General features: G+C 68.6%; 17 protein-coding genes. 3 read left to right on the forward strand and 14 right to left on the reverse strand.

The genetic code is table 11. The features are described from left to right. Nucleotides 1–84 precede the first annotated feature (84 nt). The 3 genes from DS843_RS00735 to DS843_RS31515 form a co-directional block, all read right to left on the reverse strand. On the reverse strand, nt 85–3,207 hold the full coding sequence (locus DS843_RS00735; protein WP_149466983.1) for an efflux RND transporter permease subunit: 3,123 nt from the start codon (nt 3,205–3,207) through the stop codon (nt 85–87). A gap of 4 nt (nt 3,208–3,211) precedes the next feature. Continuing rightward, complete coding sequence (locus DS843_RS00740) at nt 3,212–4,345, reverse strand: efflux RND transporter periplasmic adaptor subunit (protein ID WP_149466984.1); 1,134 nt, start codon at nt 4,343–4,345, stop codon at nt 3,212–3,214. A 143-nt stretch (nt 4,346–4,488) separates the two neighbouring features. Next, complete coding sequence (locus DS843_RS31515; protein WP_208852163.1) at nt 4,489–4,854, reverse strand: hypothetical protein; 366 nt, start codon at nt 4,852–4,854, stop codon at nt 4,489–4,491. 167 nt (nt 4,855–5,021) lie between these two features. Here DS843_RS31515 and DS843_RS00750 point away from each other — a divergent pair, with 167 nt between their 5' ends. Continuing rightward, entirely contained in the window at nt 5,022–5,855 is an 834-nt protein-coding gene (locus DS843_RS00750) for a phosphodiesterase (protein ID WP_286191864.1), read from the forward strand. Here the strand turns inward: DS843_RS00750 and DS843_RS00755 are convergent. Continuing rightward, complete coding sequence (locus tag DS843_RS00755; protein ID WP_149466985.1) at nt 5,813–6,664, reverse strand: glycosyltransferase family 2 protein; 852 nt, start codon at nt 6,662–6,664, stop codon at nt 5,813–5,815. The genes DS843_RS00750 and DS843_RS00755 overlap by 43 nt on opposite strands. A 260-nt stretch (nt 6,665–6,924) precedes the next feature. Here DS843_RS00755 and DS843_RS00760 point away from each other — a divergent pair, with 260 nt between their 5' ends. Then, nucleotides 6,925–7,551: an ATP-dependent Clp protease proteolytic subunit gene (locus DS843_RS00760; RefSeq protein WP_149466986.1), complete on the forward strand. Its 627-nt coding sequence runs from the start codon at nt 6,925–6,927 to the stop codon at nt 7,549–7,551. A gap of 102 nt (nt 7,552–7,653) precedes the next feature. Here the strand turns inward: DS843_RS00760 and DS843_RS30985 are convergent, their stop codons facing one another. Together DS843_RS30985 and DS843_RS00770 are read right to left on the reverse strand one after the other, a co-directional pair. After that, nucleotides 7,654–7,866 carry a hypothetical protein gene (locus DS843_RS30985; protein WP_167525153.1) on the reverse strand — a complete coding sequence of 71 codons (213 nt, stop codon included), beginning with the start codon at nt 7,864–7,866 and terminating at the stop codon, nt 7,654–7,656. Between the two features lie 40 nt (nt 7,867–7,906). Beyond that, complete coding sequence (locus DS843_RS00770) at nt 7,907–8,473, reverse strand: hypothetical protein (protein WP_149466988.1); 567 nt, start codon at nt 8,471–8,473, stop codon at nt 7,907–7,909. 222 nt (nt 8,474–8,695) lie between these two features. Between DS843_RS00770 and DS843_RS00775 the strand changes: the two genes are divergently transcribed. Next, nucleotides 8,696–10,180, forward strand: a complete 1,485-nt coding sequence (locus DS843_RS00775) for a tetratricopeptide repeat protein (protein ID WP_149466989.1) — start codon at nt 8,696–8,698, stop codon at nt 10,178–10,180. Between the two features lie 4 nt (nt 10,181–10,184). Here DS843_RS00775 and DS843_RS00780 read toward each other — a convergent pair whose 3' ends face one another. From DS843_RS00780 to DS843_RS00815, 8 genes are all read right to left on the reverse strand, one after another. After that, a complete protein-coding gene (locus tag DS843_RS00780; protein ID WP_149466990.1) occupies nt 10,185–11,213 on the reverse strand; it encodes a YcjF family protein in 1,029 nt (342 codons plus the stop codon). After that, on the reverse strand, nt 11,210–12,625 hold the full coding sequence (locus DS843_RS00785) for a YcjX family GTP-binding protein (RefSeq protein ID WP_149466991.1): 1,416 nt from the start codon (nt 12,623–12,625) through the stop codon (nt 11,210–11,212). The genes DS843_RS00780 and DS843_RS00785 overlap by 4 nt, the downstream gene beginning before the upstream one ends. Before the next feature lie 79 nt (nt 12,626–12,704). Beyond that, complete coding sequence (gene era / locus DS843_RS00790) at nt 12,705–13,664, reverse strand: GTPase Era (RefSeq protein ID WP_475849031.1); 960 nt, start codon at nt 13,662–13,664, stop codon at nt 12,705–12,707. Nucleotides 13,665–13,701: 37 nt separating this feature from the next. Further along, the gene (gene rnc / locus DS843_RS00795; RefSeq protein WP_149466993.1) at nt 13,702–14,451 is read right to left on the reverse strand and encodes a ribonuclease III; all 750 of its coding nucleotides are present in this window, start codon (nt 14,449–14,451) and stop codon (nt 13,702–13,704) included. 63 nt (nt 14,452–14,514) lie between these two features. Next, on the reverse strand, nt 14,515–15,285 hold the full coding sequence (gene lepB / locus DS843_RS00800; RefSeq protein WP_149466994.1) for a signal peptidase I: 771 nt from the start codon (nt 15,283–15,285) through the stop codon (nt 14,515–14,517). Continuing rightward, nucleotides 15,282–15,737, reverse strand: a complete 456-nt coding sequence (gene acpS / locus DS843_RS00805) for a holo-ACP synthase (protein ID WP_149466995.1) — start codon at nt 15,735–15,737, stop codon at nt 15,282–15,284. The genes lepB and acpS overlap by 4 nt, the downstream gene beginning before the upstream one ends. Then, on the reverse strand, nt 15,734–16,501 hold the full coding sequence (locus tag DS843_RS00810) for a pyridoxine 5'-phosphate synthase (RefSeq protein ID WP_149466996.1): 768 nt from the start codon (nt 16,499–16,501) through the stop codon (nt 15,734–15,736). Before DS843_RS00810 ends, acpS begins: the two co-directional genes overlap by 4 nt. A 99-nt stretch (nt 16,502–16,600) precedes the next feature. Beyond that, nucleotides 16,601–17,023, reverse strand: coding sequence for an HIT family protein (locus tag DS843_RS00815; RefSeq protein ID WP_149466997.1), 423 nt, complete (start codon nt 17,021–17,023; stop codon nt 16,601–16,603). Nucleotides 17,024–17,045: the final 22 nt, after the last annotated feature.

Consider the following 17,045-nt stretch of genomic DNA (forward strand, 5'->3'; position numbering starts at 1 on the left):
CCTCCCCTGCGTTAGCGGGGGAGGGTTAGGGAGGGGGCCCAACGCAACCACCCTCCAATCACGTTGCTTTTCACGCCCCGCCGGTCACTCCGCCGGCTGCGGGTGCGCGCCCGTGGGGTGGCTGGCAGAGTCATCCACCGTCGGAAGGGGCTTCTTCTTGGCGATGTAGCTGTAGACCGTCGGCACGACGAACAGCGTCAGGAAGGTGCCCAGCAGCATGCCGCCGACGATCACCGCACCGATGGCCTGACGGCTCTCCGCGCCCGCCCCATGGGCGTTGGCGAGCGGAACGGCGCCCAGCACCATGGCGCCCGTCGTCATCAGGATCGGGCGCAGGCGCAGCACGGCGGCGTCCTCCACCGCCTTGCGGATGTTCACCCCCTCGCGCTGGAGCTGGTTGGCGAACTCCACGATCAGGATGCCGTGCTTGGTGATAAGGCCGACGAGCGTCACCAGACCGATCTGGCTGTAGACGTTCATCGTCGCGCCCGTGAAGTGCAGGGCCGCCAGCGCGCCGGTCATCGACAGCGGCACCGTCAGCATGATGACGAAGGGGTCGATGAAGCTCTCGAATTGGGCGGCCAGCACCAGATAGATGAAGGCCAGCGCCAGCACGAAGACGAAGTACAGCCCCGTCGCCGATTCCCGGAATTCGCGGCTCTGCCCCGCATAGTCGGTCTGGGCGGTGGGCGGAAGCACCCGGTTCGCCGCCTCCTGGAGATAGCCCAGCGCCTCGCCCAGCGAGGTGCCCGGCGCCAGCGTGGCGGTGATGGTGACGGAGCGCAGCTTGTTGAAGTGGTTCAGCTCCTTGGGCGCCACCCGCTCCTCGATGTGGACGAGGTTGGCGAGCGAGATCATCGCCCCGGTGCTGGTGGCGACGCCGGCTTCCGCCGCCGCGGTCGGGGTGCCGCGGACGTAGATGGAGGCGATGTCGTCCGGGTTGCGGCGGTCCACGTCGCCCACCTGCACCACCACGTCGTACTGCTTGCCTTCCTTCTTGAAGCGGGTGACCTGCCGCCCGCCCAGCAGCGTTTCCAGCGTACGGCCCACCGTTTCCACATCCACGCCCAGATCCGCGGCCTTGTCGCGGTCGATGGTGATGCGCAGTTCCGGCTTGTTCAGCTTCAGGTCGGTGTCGAGGTTGGTCAGGCCGGGGAACTTCCGCGCCTCCGCCATCAGCCGGTCCACCATCGTCTGAAGCTCGTTGTAGGGCAGCGAGCTTTGGATGACGAAATTGATCGGCTTGTCCACCGGGCTCTGGCCCAGCGACGGCGGGTTGGTGACGAAGGCCAGGATGCCGGGGATGCCGAACATCTTGGGGAAGAGCTGGGCGGTGATCGCCTGCTGCTTCACGTCGCGCTCGTCCCAGTCGATCAGGCGGACGAAGGAGATGCCCTGGTTCACGACGGGGAAGCCGACCACGACGAAGAACTTCTCGACGATGGGGATCTGGCGGAACAGGTCCTCCATCCGCTTGGCGTAGCTTTCCGTGTAGTCGAGCGTCGAGCCTTCCGGCGCGATGGCGATGCCGACGATGGTGCCGCGGTCCTCCACCGGCGCCAGCTCCGACTTCAGCCCGGCGAACAGCGTGTAGCTGAGCCCCGCCACCACCGCGCCGACCAGCAGCACCAGCGGACGCGCCTTCAGCGACAGGCGCAGCAGCGACCGGTAGCCGTTGGTCAGCCCGTTCAGCAGCCGTTCGATGGCGTTGTAGAGCGCGTTGTGCTTCGTCTGGTGCTTCAGCAGCTTGGAGCACATCATCGGCGACAGGGTCAGGGCGACGAATCCCGACACGATCACCGCCCCCGCCAGCGTCAGGGCGAATTCGGAGAAAAGGCGGCCCGTGCGCCCGGTCATGAAGCCGATGGGCGCGTAGACCGCGGCCAGGGTGATGGTCATCGCGATGACCGCGAAGCCGATCTCCCGCGATCCCTGCAAGGCCGCCTGGAAGGGTGGAACGCCTTCCTCGATGTGGCGGTAGATGTTCTCCAGCATCACGATGGCGTCGTCCACGACGAGGCCGATGGCCAGCACCATGGACAGTAGTGTCAGTGTGTTGACCGAGAAGCCGAAGGCGTACATCAGCGCGAAGCTGCCGACCAGCGACACCGGGATGGTCACCAGCGGCACCAGCGTGGCGCGGAAGCTGCGCAGGAACACGAAGATGACCAGGACCACCAGCACGATGGCCTCGAAGATCGTGCTGAACACCGCGTCGATGGACTTGGCGATGAAGACGGAACTGTCGTAGCCGACATCCACCCCCATGCCCTCCGGCAGGGCGCCGCGGATCTTCGGCAGCGCGTCGTTCACCGCCTTGGACACGTCGAGCGGGTTGGCGGTGGACTGTTTCACCACGCCGATGGCGACGGCGCCGCGCCCGTTGAAGCGGGCGCTGACGCGCTCGTCCCGCGCGCCCAGTTCGGCCCGGCCCACGTCCTTCAGACGGACGAGATAGCCGCCCTCGTCGCGCAGGATGATGCGGTCGAACTCCTCCGGCGTGCGCAAGTCGGTTTCGGAGACGACGGTGAACTCCCGCGCCTTGCTTTCCACGCGGCCCGCCGGGATTTCGACGTTCTGCTTGCGCAGCGCGTTCTCCACGTCCTGCGGGGTGACGCGGTAGGCGGCCATGCGCTGCGGGTCCAGCCACAGGCGCATGGCGAAGCGCCGCTCACCGAAGATTCGCACCTGGGCCACGCCGGGCAGGTTCTGCAGACGGTCCTTGACGTAGCGGTCGGCGAAGTCCGTCACGTCCAGCGGCGAATGGCGGTCGGAGGAGAAGGCCAGATAGATGATCGGCTGCGCGTCGGCCTCCACCTTCGCGATGACCGGCTCGTCGATCTCGTTGGGAAGCTGGGCGCGCACGCGGCCCACGCGGTCGCGCACGTCGCTGGCCGCCGTGTCCACGTTGCGGTCCAGCCGGAAGCGCAGGGTGATCTGGCTCTTCTCCGCGCGGCTGATGGAGGACATCACGTCGATGCCCTCGATGCCCGACAGCGAGTCCTCCAGAATCTGGGTGACCTGGCTTTCGATGATCTCGGCGGACGCGCCCTTGTAGGTGGTTTCCACCGTGACCACGGGCTCGTCGATCTTCGGGTACTCGCGCACCGACAGGCGCTGGTACGACACGATGCCGATCAGCATGATCGCGAGGCTCATCACCGTCGCCAGGACGGGCCGGCGGATGGAGATGTCGGAGAGGACCATGTGTTCAGCTCCCCGCCGGCTTGTTGTTGATGACCGTCACCGGGGCACCGTCGCGGATCTTCAACTGTCCGGCGGTCACCACCACGTCGCCGGGCTGAAGGCCCGCGGTGATCTCCACCTCGGCGTTGCGGCGCTCGCCCAGAGTGACGGTGGTCTGAACCGCCTTGCCCTCGACCACCTTGAAGACGAACTGGCGATTGCCGAAGGCGCTGACCGCCTGTTCCGGCACCAGAACGGCGTTCGGGGTCTGGTCCAGCGTCAGGGTCACGCGCGCGAACAGGCCGGGGCGCAGCGTGCCGTCGCTGTTGGGCACGCGGGCGCGGATCACCACCGCGCGCCCGTTCACGTCCACCAGCGGATCGATGGCGTAGACCGTGCCGTCGAAGGTCCGCCCGCCGAAGGAGTCCACGGCGACCTTCAGGGTCTGCCCGGTGCGGACGGTCGGCAGATACAGCTCCGGCACCCGGAAATCGAGCTTCAGGGTGTCGATGGCCTCCAGGTTCACGATGTCCTTGCCGGCGGCCACCACGTCGCCGATCGACACCTTGCGCAGGCCCAGAACGCCGTCGAAGGGGGCCGTCAGGGTCAGCTTCTCCAACTGCGCCTTGGCGAGCTGCACCGCCGCCTCGTCGGCCTGGAGCTTGGCGAGCGCCTGCTCGCGGTTGCGGGCCGGGCCGGTGCGCTGGCGGTACAGCTCCTCCGCACGGGACAGTTCGGCGCGGGAGAAGGCGATGCTCGCCTGCGCCTGGGCCAGCGTGGCGCGGGCGATGGAGTCGTCCAGGCGGATCAGCACCGATCCCTTCTTCACCGCCTGCCCTTCCTGGAAGGCGATCTCCGACACCTTGCCGGCCACCTCGGGCCGGATCACCACCGATTCGCTCGACAGCAGCGAGCCGACCGCGGTGACCTGACGCGACACGGTGCCGGTCTTGACCGGCGAGGCTTCCACCGGCATCGGCGGCGCACCGCCCGGCGGTCCGCCCGCCGCCGGGCCGGCGGCGGAGGCTCCGCCGGGGGCCGGAACCTTGCCGGCGAGCAGCGTGTTGATGGTTCCGCCCTGCTTGACGAAGTACCAATAGGCGCCGCCGCCGAGAGCGACCAGGACCAGAAGGGCGACGATGCGAAGCGTGTGGCGCATGGATACGGAAACCCGCACAGGCCCGTCGGCGCGCAGGAGGCGCGCGCGGGGCGTTTCGTGTCAACCGGCCCGCCTCAATCGTCGGTCGGTAAACTGAACTATATCGTTCAGTTCAGTTCCGGAGTCGAGACGGTTGCACGAAATCAGGCGCCGGAGGGCGGCGGATCGGGCGGCATCACCCGCCCCTTTTCAATGTCCAGCCGAAGGCCATCGGGAAGAAACACAGTCAAATCAGCGGGTTGCCCAGCGGCCACGCCACGGCAGGCGCCGCGCGGGCGAACCGGCCCGCCGTCCAGGCAAAGGCCCGGCGCGCAGCAAGGCGCCTCACCCGCAGGTAGAACCGCGCGAATCCGATCGCCTTCGATGCGAAGATCGGCGAGCAGCGTGCCATCCGCGCCGGGATGCGGCATGCCGTCCCCCAGATCGGAGGATTCGATGCGGGCGCGCTTCAGCCAGAACTTCCCGGACGCCGTCAGCCGTGCGAGCAGGCAGGAGGTGGACGCGCTCATTCCCTGATCCGATGCATTGGTGGCAAGGGTATGGTTCTGCGGGTGAATCCAGGCTGTCACAGAAGCGTAAAGGAAGTTTTGCACCGCTTGGAATCTTGAAGAAGTCGGGAAAATCGGCGATGTGACAATCCTTGGCCCGCCGACCCTCGTTCCCAAAGGGGTGCCCGATGCTGATCGCCCACCCGATGCTGATCGCCCAGATGTCCGACCTGCATGTGACGGCCCCCGGCACCGCCCCCGCGACCGATTACGACACGAACGCCCGGCTGGCCGCCGCCGTGGCTCATCTGAACGCGATGACTCCGCGCCCCGACCTCCTGCTCATCACTGGCGACCTCGTCAACGGGCCGAAGCCCGGCGAGTACGAGGCGCTGTCCGCCCTGCTGGAGCCGCTCGCCGTTCCCTTCCGCGTGGTGGCGGGAAACCACGACGACCGTGAAGAGCTGCGCCGCTGCTTCTCCGGAACCGGCTGGATGCCCACGGAGGGCGCCTTCATCCATTACGCGGTGGAGGAGTTCCCGGTCCGCATCCTGGTGCTCGACTCGGTGGTTCCCGGACAGGCGGTGGGCGGCCTGTGCGCCGACCGTCTGTCCTGGCTGGCGGAGCGTCTGGCCGAGCAGCCGGGACGGCCCACGGTTCTGGCGTTGCACCACCCGCCCTTCGACACCGGGTTGGCCTTCCTGGACACGCTGCGCTGCCGGGAGGGGGCGGAGGAACTGGGACGGCTGGTGCGCAGCAATCCGAACGTAAAGGCCGTCCTGTGCGGCCACACCCACCGCCAGACGGCGGTCGCCTGGAACGGTGCGCACGGCTATGTCGCTCCCTCCATCGCCTATCAGATCGCGCTGGATCTGGCGCCGGAGCCGCCCTACCGCTGGACGGAGGAACCCTCTGCGCTCGCCCTGCACCTGTTCCGCCCGGACGGCGCGGTGGTGACGCATCTGAGCGTGATCGGCGGCTATCCGGCCAGGGAGTTTTCCCGCAAGGCCAGGAACTCCTGAAAATTGGTGCAGCGCCCGGCCGCGTGCGCGGCCATGTAGGCGGCGTTCAGGGCGCGCTTGGCCTCCAGGGCCGCGGCGAAGCGGAGCCGCAGCGAGTCGTCGGCGATCCTCAGCCCGTCGCCGGCCAGCCGCCCCAGCACATGACGGTAACAATGGTCCGCCCGGGTCCCGCTGTCGGCGGAACAGGTGATCGATCCCTCGCGCTGCCGGTATTCGTAGAGCGGCTCCAGCACCAGCGGCAGGCGCCCCACCCGGTCCAGGACCTGGACGTTGAAGACCACGTCGTCGCAGAAATCGACACACTCCTCCCATCCCGGAACGGCATCGCGGCGGACCACGAAGAACATCGGGATGGAGGTTTCCAAAAAGGCCGCGGCGTCCAGCACGGCGACTCCGGCGCCGGGCGGGAAGAGGGTGGAAAGCGGAGACCCGTCGCCGTCGCGCACCACCGCCACATTGTCCGCCGCCGCCCCCTGCTCCGCCGCCAGCGGGGCGAGCCGGGCCAGCCGGTCGGGCTCGAACCGGTCGTCGGCGTCGAGCGGGGCGATCAGCGGCATGCGCGCCGCCCGCAGCCCGGCGTTCCGCGCCGCCGGAGCGCCGGAGCCGACGCGGCCCGTTCCGGTGAAGGTCAGGCGCGGATCGGCGATGCCCTGGGCCTCCAGAACCGCGCGGTAATCGGCGCCGTCGTCGCTGACCACCACCGCCTCCCAATGGGGAAAGCTCTGCGCCAGAAGGCTGGACACGGCGCGGGCGACGGTGTCCTGCGCCCGGTAGGCCGGAATGATGACCGAGACGCCGCGCCCCTCCATGGACCACCTCCCGATTGTGCCGGGTCCAGTGTGCCGCTCCTCCACGAGGGTACGCAAGCGCCCAGCCACGCCTTTGCGGTTAGCCAGAGCGTCGCTATGAAGGCTCGGGGAGGGTTTTGGCGTCGCGGCCCGTTGAACATGGAACCGATACGGGCTATGTGGAGAACCGAGTGGCGTGGTTCGGTCCCCATCCGACATCCCAAGCCCCGCAAGCCAAAAGCCCCCCGGTAGACACGCCGACGTCAGGGAGTTCAAAAACGATGGCGCAAGACGGATACACCCGCTTCGACGACGAACCCGAGCAGGAGCCGGACGAGAAGTCGAAGGAAAGCGCCCCGCCGCCGTTCGCTGCCGTGCAGACGAACCTGTTCAAGGCGCGCACCGTGCTGATCTTCGGCCAGATCGACATGAAACTGGCCCAGGCCGTATCGGCTCAACTGCTGGCGCTGGCCCATGAGAGCGACGACGACATCACCGTCGTGGTGAACTCCCCCGGCGGCCACGTCGAGGCGGGCGACACCATCCACGACATGATCCGCTTCGTGAAGCCGCGCGTGAAGATGCTGGGCACCGGCTGGGTCGCCAGCGCCGGCTGCCACATCTTCCTGGCCGCGAAGAAGGAAGACCGTTTCTGCCTTCCGAACACCCGTTTCCTGATCCACCAGCCGCTGGGCGGCACCGGCGGGCGGGCGACGGACATCGCCATCGAGGCGAAGGAAATCATCCGCATGCGCGAGCGCCTGAACCGCATCATCGCGCGCGAGACCGGCCAGTCGGTCGAGAAGGTGGCCAAGGACACCGACCGGAACTATTGGATGCTGGCCGATGAAGCCCGCGAATACGGGATCGTCAGCCACATCATCGAGTCCTTCGACGAGCTGAAGTAAGCGGACCGTCGGAACGCACAAAGCCCCTCTCAACCGAGAGGGGCTTTTTTTATGCTTGCCACACGGCTTGCGCCGCCGCGGCCGACCGAACGGATCGGCGGCTTACACGACGATGTTGAGATTCTGCCCGCGGGTGGCCGTGACGTTGCCGCCGGGCGAGGACCCGATGGAACCGCCCTGAAGCAGCGTGGCGACGGCCTGATCCTGCTGCTGCGCGGTTTGGCTGAGCGCTTTCACGCCGAAATCGACCTGCCCCTGCGCCTGCCGCAGCCCGATCGCGGCACCGAGAGTCGAGGAGGAAATATCGAGGGCCATCGGAGAATGCCTTCAGAAATCGGACCGCTGTGCGCGCGGATCAGATGACCATGTTGATCCCGGCCCCCGACGCGGCGCCCGGCGAGGCGGCGGGTGCGGCCCGGGTCGTCATCGGGGTCGAGACTACCACCGAAGGGGGAGGCGCGGAAGAGCCTTGGGACACGCCGGTGCGGCCCGTCACGGTCCCCGTCTGGCCCGACGTTCCGCGATGCGTGGCGGCGGCTCCCGGATGAGCGCCGCTCTGGCCGGCGCCCTTCTGCTGGTCCTGCCCGTCCGAACCGCCAACCACCAGTTCCAGCGATGCCTTGCCGCTCTTCCGGTCCTTCTGCGCCTCGCGGTACTGCCGCAACGCCGCTTCGGTCGGAATCTGGTCGAGGGTCGCCCCGTCCTCCGGATTGCGGAACAGAAGCACCAGCCGCGAGGCTTCCGCGTCGAAGCGGTAAGCGGTCTTGGTGTAGCGTCCGGAGAGAGGGTCGGTCTGCGCGGTGGCCGGGTCCTTTGCGGACGAAGTCCCGGTGCCGGCCCCTGGCTCAACAGCGTCGCTGTTGCGGGCCGTCATGACGGTCAACGGCTTCACGGCCGCTGCGGTGGCTGTGGCCACGTTCATGACATTACACCGATGACTGGACAATCCCGCAGTCATACTGCAGCCGCTCTCGTGCATTGTAAAGGGTTTGTTCACCCTTTTTCCGGCTATGCCAAAGGACGAAACCTCATAGGCTGATTCCGGCACCAAAGGTTCGCATCGAAGGACCGTCGGTGCCGATCCCCACCCTTCTCACAGCCGCGGCGCTTGCGGAGAGACGCCGGTGTGCTTAAGCCTGTGCGCATGGCTACGATCGCGGAAGCGTTGACGCTCGCCCTTGACCACCATCTGGCCGGCCGTCTGGCCGAGGCCCAGCAGCTCTACCACCGCATCCTGGATGTGGAACCGGACCAGCCGGACGCGCTGCATTTCCTGGGAGTTCTCGCCGGGCAGGTGGGGGAGCAGGCGTTGGGCCTGCAGTTGATCGCCCGCGCCATCGCCCAGCGGCCCGAGGCGGCGGACATGCACGCCAACAGCGGCAACATCCGCCGGTCCGCCGGCGATCCGTCGGCGGCGGTGGCGGACTATCGCCGCGCCGTGGCGTTGCAGCCCGATTTCGCGGAAGCCTGGACCGACATGGCGAACGCGCTGCGCGGTCTGGGCAAGTCGGACGGGGCCATCGCCGCCCTGGAGCGCGCCGTCGCCTCCACGCCCACCCTCGCCATTGCGGTCGAACGGCTGGGGGCCTTGCTTCACGAGCAGGGTCGCATCCTTGTGGAACAGGGGCGCGGCGTCGAATCCCTCCCCCCTCTGGCCCGTGCGGCGGAACTGCTGCCGTTGGATGCCGACATCGCCTTTCTGTACGGAAACGCCCTGTTCGCGATGGGGCTGCGGGAGGATTCCACCGCCGCCTACCGCAACGCGCTGGCCATCACGCCGGACTTTCCGTCCGCCGCCTTCAATCTGGGCGTCGCGCTGGGTGTGGTGGATCGGCTGGCGGAGTCCGTCCGCGCGCTGGAACAGGCCGCCCGGCTGGACCCCCGGCATCTCGACGCCATCGACCGGCTGGTCGTCGCTCTGGCCCTTTTGGGGCGCGAGACGGAGGCGGCCTTCTGGGGCGAGCAGGCGTTGGACCTGAAGGACCGCACGGCGGTGGAGACCGCTCCGGCGCTGCCTCCGCTGCCCGGCCAACCGCGCGAAGCCGGGCGGCGTCACCGCAACGTCATTGCCTTCAGCCTGTGGAGCGGCCTGCCGACCGGTGCCCAGGATCTGGCGGACGTGCTTCGGCAGACGGCGGCGCTCTATCCGGGTTGGGTTCTCCGGGTGCATCACGATGCTTCCGTCCCGGCGGAGCGGCTGGCCGAACTGGCGGCAGCCGGGGCGGCCCTCGTGGCGGTTGGGGGCGACGTGTCGGCGGGCGGTCCCTACTGGCGCCTGGCCGCCGCGGACGATCCGGAGGTGCTGCGCTTCCTCTGCCGCGACTGGGACGGTCCGCCGACCGCGGACGGGAAGGCGGCGGTCGATGCCTGGATCGCCTCCGGCCTGCCCTTCCACGTCATGCGCGATGGGGTGCTGCACACGGAGGTGATGGCGGGCGGCCATTGGGGCGGCGTCGCCGGGCTGCTCCCCGACCTGCTGCCCCTTGCCGAGCGCCACGCCGCCGCCGAGACGGACCGGCTGAGGGACCACCGGTTCCTGCGCCGCATCGTCTGGCCGATGATCCGTGACCGCGCCCTGATCCACGACCGCGCCCATCCCCGGCACGGTCGGCCCTTCCCGAAGGTGTGAGCGGCTAAAGCACCTGCTTCGGCAGGGACAGCAGCTCCTTGCGGATCTGGCCCATGCTGGGGCGGTTGTCCGGACCGAAGGCGATGGGGCGGCACAGATGCATGGCCGTCAGCCCGATCCGCGCGGTCAGCAGACCGTTGATGACGCCCTGCCCCATGCGGGTGGAGATGGCTGCGGCGATGGAGCCGCCCAGCGCCTCCACCGCCACATGGTGGGCGCTCTCCGCCACCCCGGCCACCGCGAGGTTGGCGAGCATCCGCCGCAGCAGCCGCAGCGATCCCACATAGCCGGGCCGCGCCCCGTAGAGCGCCGCGATCTCCCGCACCAGCTTCAGGTTCCGCCACAGCACGACGGCGAGGTCCACGACCGCCGCCGGGCTGAGCGCCGTCGCCACCGCCGTGTCGCGCGACGCGCGCAGGACGGTCTGGTAGGCACGCCGGTCGAGCGGCGCCATCACTTCGCGGTCCAGAAGCCGCAGGATTTCGGCGTCGTCGTGGGCGTCGGTCACATGGTCGCGCACCCGCTCCAGCGCGGGCGCCAGATCGGCGCGCCCGTCATAGAGGCGGGTCAGCGATCCGGCGAAGCGCTCGGCGTGGCCCGGCTCCCCGGCCTCCGTCACGATCTCCGCGGACAGGCGCCCGGCCTCGCCGCGCAACTCCTCGATCTTGCGCAGGCGGCGCAGCGCGCGGAACTCGCGCAGAAGCATCGCCAGAGCCGCCCCGCCCGCCACCGTCACGGCGGCGGCCACCAGAACGCCCAGCGCGGCGCTGGTGGCGAAGGCGCGGCTGAACAGGTCCCAGGTGTCGAAGCCCAGCGCGATCAGCACCAGGGCCGCGACCGACCCGGCAAGCCAGCGCCCCCAACGGCGTCTCGGACGGTCCTCCGCCAGCAGGGCGGGCAGGCGCTCCGCCGCCGAACCCGCCAGGGGGCCGGCGATGATCGCCTCCTCCTCCGCCGCGGGGACGGGGGCGGCGCGGGCGGGGTCCAACTCCATCGGCGGGACCCACTGGCGGTCGCGCGTGCGCTCGCTCATTCCAGATAATCCCCCAGCAGGAACTGCATGGCCTGATCCAGCCGGATGTGTGGCAGGCCGCGCGCCTCGCGGGCGAGGTCGGCGGGCGGCTGGAAGGCCATGAAGTTGTAAGGCCGCTCTTGCCCCGGCGGGAAGTCGGCATCCTCCGGAATCTCGCCGGGGAACAGCACGGTCGGGCGGTCGCGCCCGAGAGGAACGCCGCGCACGCAGCGCAGTTGTCGCCCCTCATGCTCGGTGACCACCGTTTCCGTGGACTTCAGGGCGGCGATGGCCATGGTCTCCACCTGCGCCCCTTCGAACCGGATGCCGGCGCGGGCGTCGGAGACCAGCCGGTCCAGCAGATGGCGCAGGCTGTTGTGCTGGTGCGAGGCCACATGGTCGGCCTTGGTCGCGGCGAACAGCACGCGGTCGATCTTCCGGCCCAGCAGCCAGTCCAGCCAACTGCTGGACCCGTGGCGGAAGGGCTCCAGGCTCAATTCCAGGGCGCGCTTCATGTCCGCCATGCCCGCCGGGCCGGAGTTCAGCGCCCCCAGCACGTCGATCAGGACGATCTGGCGGTCGAGCCGGGCGAAATGCTCGGCAAAGAAACGGCGGACGACTTTGGACTTGTACGCTTCGTACCGGTCCTCCATCAGCGCCCACAGGCTGCCGCGGACGCGCGGGCGCTCCCCCGGCAGCGGGCAGAAGGTCAGCAGCGGCGCGTTCGCCATGTCGCCCGGCTCGACGAAGCGGCCCGGCTGGATCAGGCTCAGCAGATTGTCGGAGCGGCGGCAGGCGTGCAGATAATCGGTGAACAGTGCCGCCCCGCGCCGCGCCTGCTCCTCCTCCGCCGGGGCCGCCGTGTCGATGGTGGCGAGCCAGCCGCGCCAGGACACGGACAATTCGTCGCGCGGCGCCCGCCCGGCCAGTTCCAGGGTCAGCGCGCTCCATTCCGCGAAGGACTGGTGGAGCAGCGGCAGGTCGAGCAGCCATTCGCCGGGATAGTCCACGATGTCGAGATTCAGCGTGGCGACCGGCTGCACCGTGCGCTTCAGCACCGCGTTCGGGCGGTAGCGCATGGACAGGCGGAGCTGGCTGATGCCCCGCGTTTCCGTCGGCCAATGTGGCGCCGGACCGGTCAGCTCGGCCAGCCGCTGCTCCACCTCGAATCGGGGGACCTGGGCGTCGGGCTGGGGACGCAGGCGCGACGCCTGGAAGCGCCCGGAGGACACGACGTCCAGGAAGGGCAGCCGTCCGGCCTTCAGCAGGTTGTCCACCAGCGAGGTGACGAAGACGGTCTTGCCGGCCCGCCGCAGCCCGGTGACGCCGAGACGGACGTCCTGTTCCAGGATGCCACCGGAAACGAGATCGCCGGCCCGCCCCAACAGGCGCGAGCCGGCGTCGTACAGGTCGTTGATGATGGGAACGCGCACGGTCAGCCGGTCAGTGGAAGGAACGATCGCCCTTCTATATGGGAGACCGCATGCCCACGCCTATACCCTGACCGGCGCTTTAGGACGCGCCGAAGTCGAGGTTCCAGGCCTCGTAGCGCTCCGGATCGTTTTCCCAGTCCTCGCGCACCTTCACGAACAGCAGCAAATGGACGCGGCGTTCCAGCATCTCTTCCAATTCCGTCCGGGCGGCCTGCCCCAGCGCCTTGATGCGGCTGCCCTGCTTGCCGAGCACGATGGCCTTCTGGCTGTCGCGCTGGACGAACACGACCTGGGAGATCTTGACCGACCCGTTCTCGAACTCCTCCCACTGCTCCGTCTCGACCGTCGCGGCGTAGGGGAGTTCCTGGTGAAGCTGCTGGAACAGCTTCTCGCGGGTGATCTCCGCCGCCAGGAGTCGCATCGGCATGTCGGAGATCTGGTCCTCCGGATAGTGCCAGGGGCCTTCCGGCATGCGGGCGGCCAGGAAGCCGCGCAGATGCTCCACCCCGTCGCCGGTGGAGGCGGACAGCATGAAGATGTCGGAGAAGATGCCTTCCTGGTTGAAGCTGTCGGCAAGGCCCAGCAGCTTTTCCCGCGGCACGAGGTCGATCTTGTTCAGGATCAGGATGGCCTTGCGCCCCTGCTCCTTCAGGCGGGCGATGATGCGGCGCGTGTCCTCGTCGATGCCGCGGCGCGACACGTCGAACAGCAGGCCGACCAGATCCGCGTCCTCCGCCCCCTGCCAGGCCGCCGCCACCATGGCGCGGTCCAGCCGGCGCTTCGGCTTGAAGATGCCGGGGGTGTCCACGAAGATGATCTGGCTGTCGCCGGCGATGGTGATGCCCAGGACGCGCGTGCGGGTCGTCTGCACCTTGGAACTGACGATCGACACCTTGGAGCCGACCATCGCGTTCAGCAGGGTGGATTTTCCGGCGTTCGGCGCACCGACCAGGGCGACGAAGCCGCAGCGGGGGTTCTCGGGAACGTAGCCGCCCTCCTCCACACCGTCTTCCGGGCCGTCTTCCGTACCGTCTTCCATCGCTTCGAACTCTTCGTCTTCGATCTTGTCGCGGCCGTCAGTCATCGACCTGCACTCCCAATTGGCGCAGCAAGGCGCTGGCCGCTTTCCGTTCGGCGACCCGCTTGGACGGGCCGGTGGCCGTCACCGGCTCCATGCCCTTCAGCCGGACCGCGATGCGGAACTCCGGCTCGTGCGCCGGGCCGCTCTGTTCGATCAGTTCATAGGTGGGAAGGGGCCGCCCGTTGCCCTGCGCCCATTCCTGCAACGCCGTCTTGGAATCCAGCGGCGGCGGTTCCGCCCGGTCGATCAGCCCGGCCCAGCCGGAGCGGATGAAGGCCCGCGCCTTGTCCATCCCGCCGTCCAGGTAGAGCGCCCCGATCACCGCCTCGCAGGCGTCGGCCAGGATGGTGCGGTTGTTGCGACCGCCGCCCTGCGCTTCCGACGGAGACAGGCGCAGGTAGCGCCCCAGCCGGAGCGTGTCCGCGACTCGGCTCAGCGCTTCCCGCCGGACCAGCGAGACGTGCCGCTTGGCGAGAGCGCCTTCGCGCTCGTCGGGAAAGCGTTCCAGCAGCCATTCCGCGACGACGAGGCCGAGCACCCGGTCACCCAGGAACTCCAGCCGCTCGTAGGCCAGCCCCGGCCCCTGCTCGGGCCGCCCGCCGCGGGCGTTGCGCTCCAGCCCCATCAGGCTGGGATGGGTCACCGCGTCGGCCAACCGCTGCGGATCGGAAAAGCGATGGCCGATCGCCGCGGCCAGTTCCGCGAGGTCGGCGGAATCGGCGCTCACGTCCGAATCGGACGCCATGGGGGTCCCCCGTTCTTCAGCGCTCACAATAAACTCTCCGCGCCCCAATAGGCTTTACAAGGCTCACTTCACCGCGCTGAACAGGCGGCTGAACCGCAGGTCAACCGGCCAGCGCCACACCTCGAAGAAGCGCGTTCCGTCCTCCAGCGAGAAGAACAGGAATTCGGCGCGTCCGACCAGATTTTCCATCGGGACATAACCCACCTGCGACGGGACGCGGCTGTCCAGCGAGTTGTCGCGGTTGTCGCCCATCATGAACAGGTGGTTGGCCGGCACCTTGAAAGCGGGGGTGTTGTCGAGCGGACCGTTGTCCGTCTCCTCGATGATGCGGTGGCTGCGCCCGCCCGGAAGCGTTTCGACATACTGAGCGATGCGCACCTCGCGGCCCAGCGCGTCGCGGGACACGTAATCCTCGATCCGCTCGCGCTTGACCGGCTGGCCGTTGATGTGCAGGACGCCGCCGGTCACCTGGATGGTGTCGCCCGGCAGGCCGACCACGCGCTTGATGTAGTCGGTCTTGTTGTCGCGCGGCAGCTTGAAGACGGCGACGTCGCCGCGTTCCGGCGTGTGGCCCAGGATGCGGCCCTCGAACAGCGGCAGGCCGAAACCGACCGTGTATTTGCTGTATCCGTAGGAGAACTTGGACACGAACAGATAATCGCCGATCAGCAGCGTCGGGATCATCGACCCGGACGGGATGTTGAAGGGCTCGAACGCGAAGGTCCGCACGCCGAAGGCGATGATGACCGCGTAGAAGACCGTCTTCACCGTCTCGGCAAAGCCGCCTGTCTCTTTGGTTTTGCCGGTCAAGGCGGTCTCTTTGTTCATGGTCATGCGGGGGAAGCCGTGGAGCTGGTGATGGAGGTATCGGCAGGTTCGGCGCTGATGATGACGAAGGCTTCGGCCATCGGATACTCGTCGGTCAGCGTCACATGGATGCGCGCCTGCATGCCCGCCGGGGTGATGGCCTTCAGCCGGTCCAGAGCCCCGCCGGTCAGGCGCATGGTCGGCTGGCCGGAGGGCAGGTTCACCACCCCCATGTCGCGCCAGAACACGCCGTCGCGGAAGCCGGTGCCCAGCGCCTTGGAGCAGGCCTCCTTGGCGGCGAAGCGCTTGGCGTAGGTGGCGGCCCGCGCGCTGTGCTTTCCGGCGGCCCCGGCGCGGCGTTCCGACTTGGCGCGCTCCACGTCGGTGAAGACGCGGGCGATGAAGCGGTCCCCGAAACGGTCCAGCGACTGTTCGATGCGGCGGATGTCGATCAGGTCGTTCCCGATGCCGAGGATCATGAAGCGCCCCCAGCCCCACGATCTTCAACAGCGGCGCGGGCGTCCTTCATCACGGCGCGCATGCGCTGGATCGTGTTGCCCAGCCCGACGAAGATCGCCTCACCGATCAGGAAATGGCCGATGTTCAGCTCCACGATGGTCGGGATCGCGGCGACCGCTCCGACCGTCTCGTAATTCAGCCCATGGCCGGCGTGGCATTCCAGGCCGATGGCCTCGGCGTGGGCAGCCGCCCGGACGATCCGCTCCAGCTCCGCCGCGCGCTCCGCCCCGGCGGGCGCGTCGCAATAGGCGCCGGTGTGCAGTTCCACCACAGGAGCGCCCAGCGCCTTCGCCGCGTCGAGCTGCACAGGGTCCGGATCGATGAACAGGGAGACGCGGATGCCCGCCGCGCCGAGGCCGCCCACGAAGCGCTTCAGATTTTCCATCTGTCCGGTGACGTCCAGCCCGCCTTCGGTGGTGACCTCCGTCCGCTTTTCCGGGACGAGGCAGCAGGCGTGCGGCTTGTGGCGCAGCGCGATTCCCAGCATCTCGTCCGTCGCCGCCATTTCCAGATTCAGCGGCAGCCGGATCTCCGCCATCAGCCGGTCGATGTCGGAATCGACGATGTGGCGGCGGTCTTCGCGCAGGTGAGCGGTGATGCCGTCGGCCCCGGCCTCGGCGGCGAGCTTCGCCGCGCGCACGGGATCGGGGTGACGCCCGCCCCGCGCGTTGCGGACGGTCGCCACATGGTCGATGTTCACGCCAAGGCGCAAAGGACGGGGCATAGGCTCGAAACTCCGGTGTCGCGCCGGTCCCGCATCACGCTTCCGGCGGGCACCGGCGATCCCTGCTATATAGCGGCGGTGCGGCGTCGCGTCACGCCGTCATTCGACGACGTGATGCGCGGCGATCCGCGCGGCGAGCGCCTTCAACTCCTCGATGGGCGGGTTGTGGCGCGGCCAGACGAGATCGGCGCCATCCTTCTCGTAGCGCGGCACCACATGGATGTGGATGTGCGGAACGGTCTGCCAGCCCGCCGGCTTGTTGGCCTGGAGCAGCGTGATTCCCTCCGGCGAGAAGGCCGCCTGGACGGCGCGGGCGACCTTGTGGACGGTGCGGAACAGGGCCGCCGCCTCGTCCTCCGTCACGTCCAGGATGGTCGGCGCCGGGCGCTTCAACGCGACCAGCACATGGCCGGGGTTGACCTGCCCGGCGTCCATGAAGGCGAAGGTCTGAGAGTCCTCATAGACCTTGGCACAGGGCAGTTCCCCGGCGATCAGGCGGCTGAAGATGGTGGGGGTGGACATGCTTCCCTCGCTCTCCCAGCGG

The sequence above is a fragment of the Roseomonas genomospecies 6 genome, from assembly GCF_008365375.1.
Lineage (GTDB): Bacteria > Pseudomonadota > Alphaproteobacteria > Azospirillales > Azospirillaceae > Azospirillum.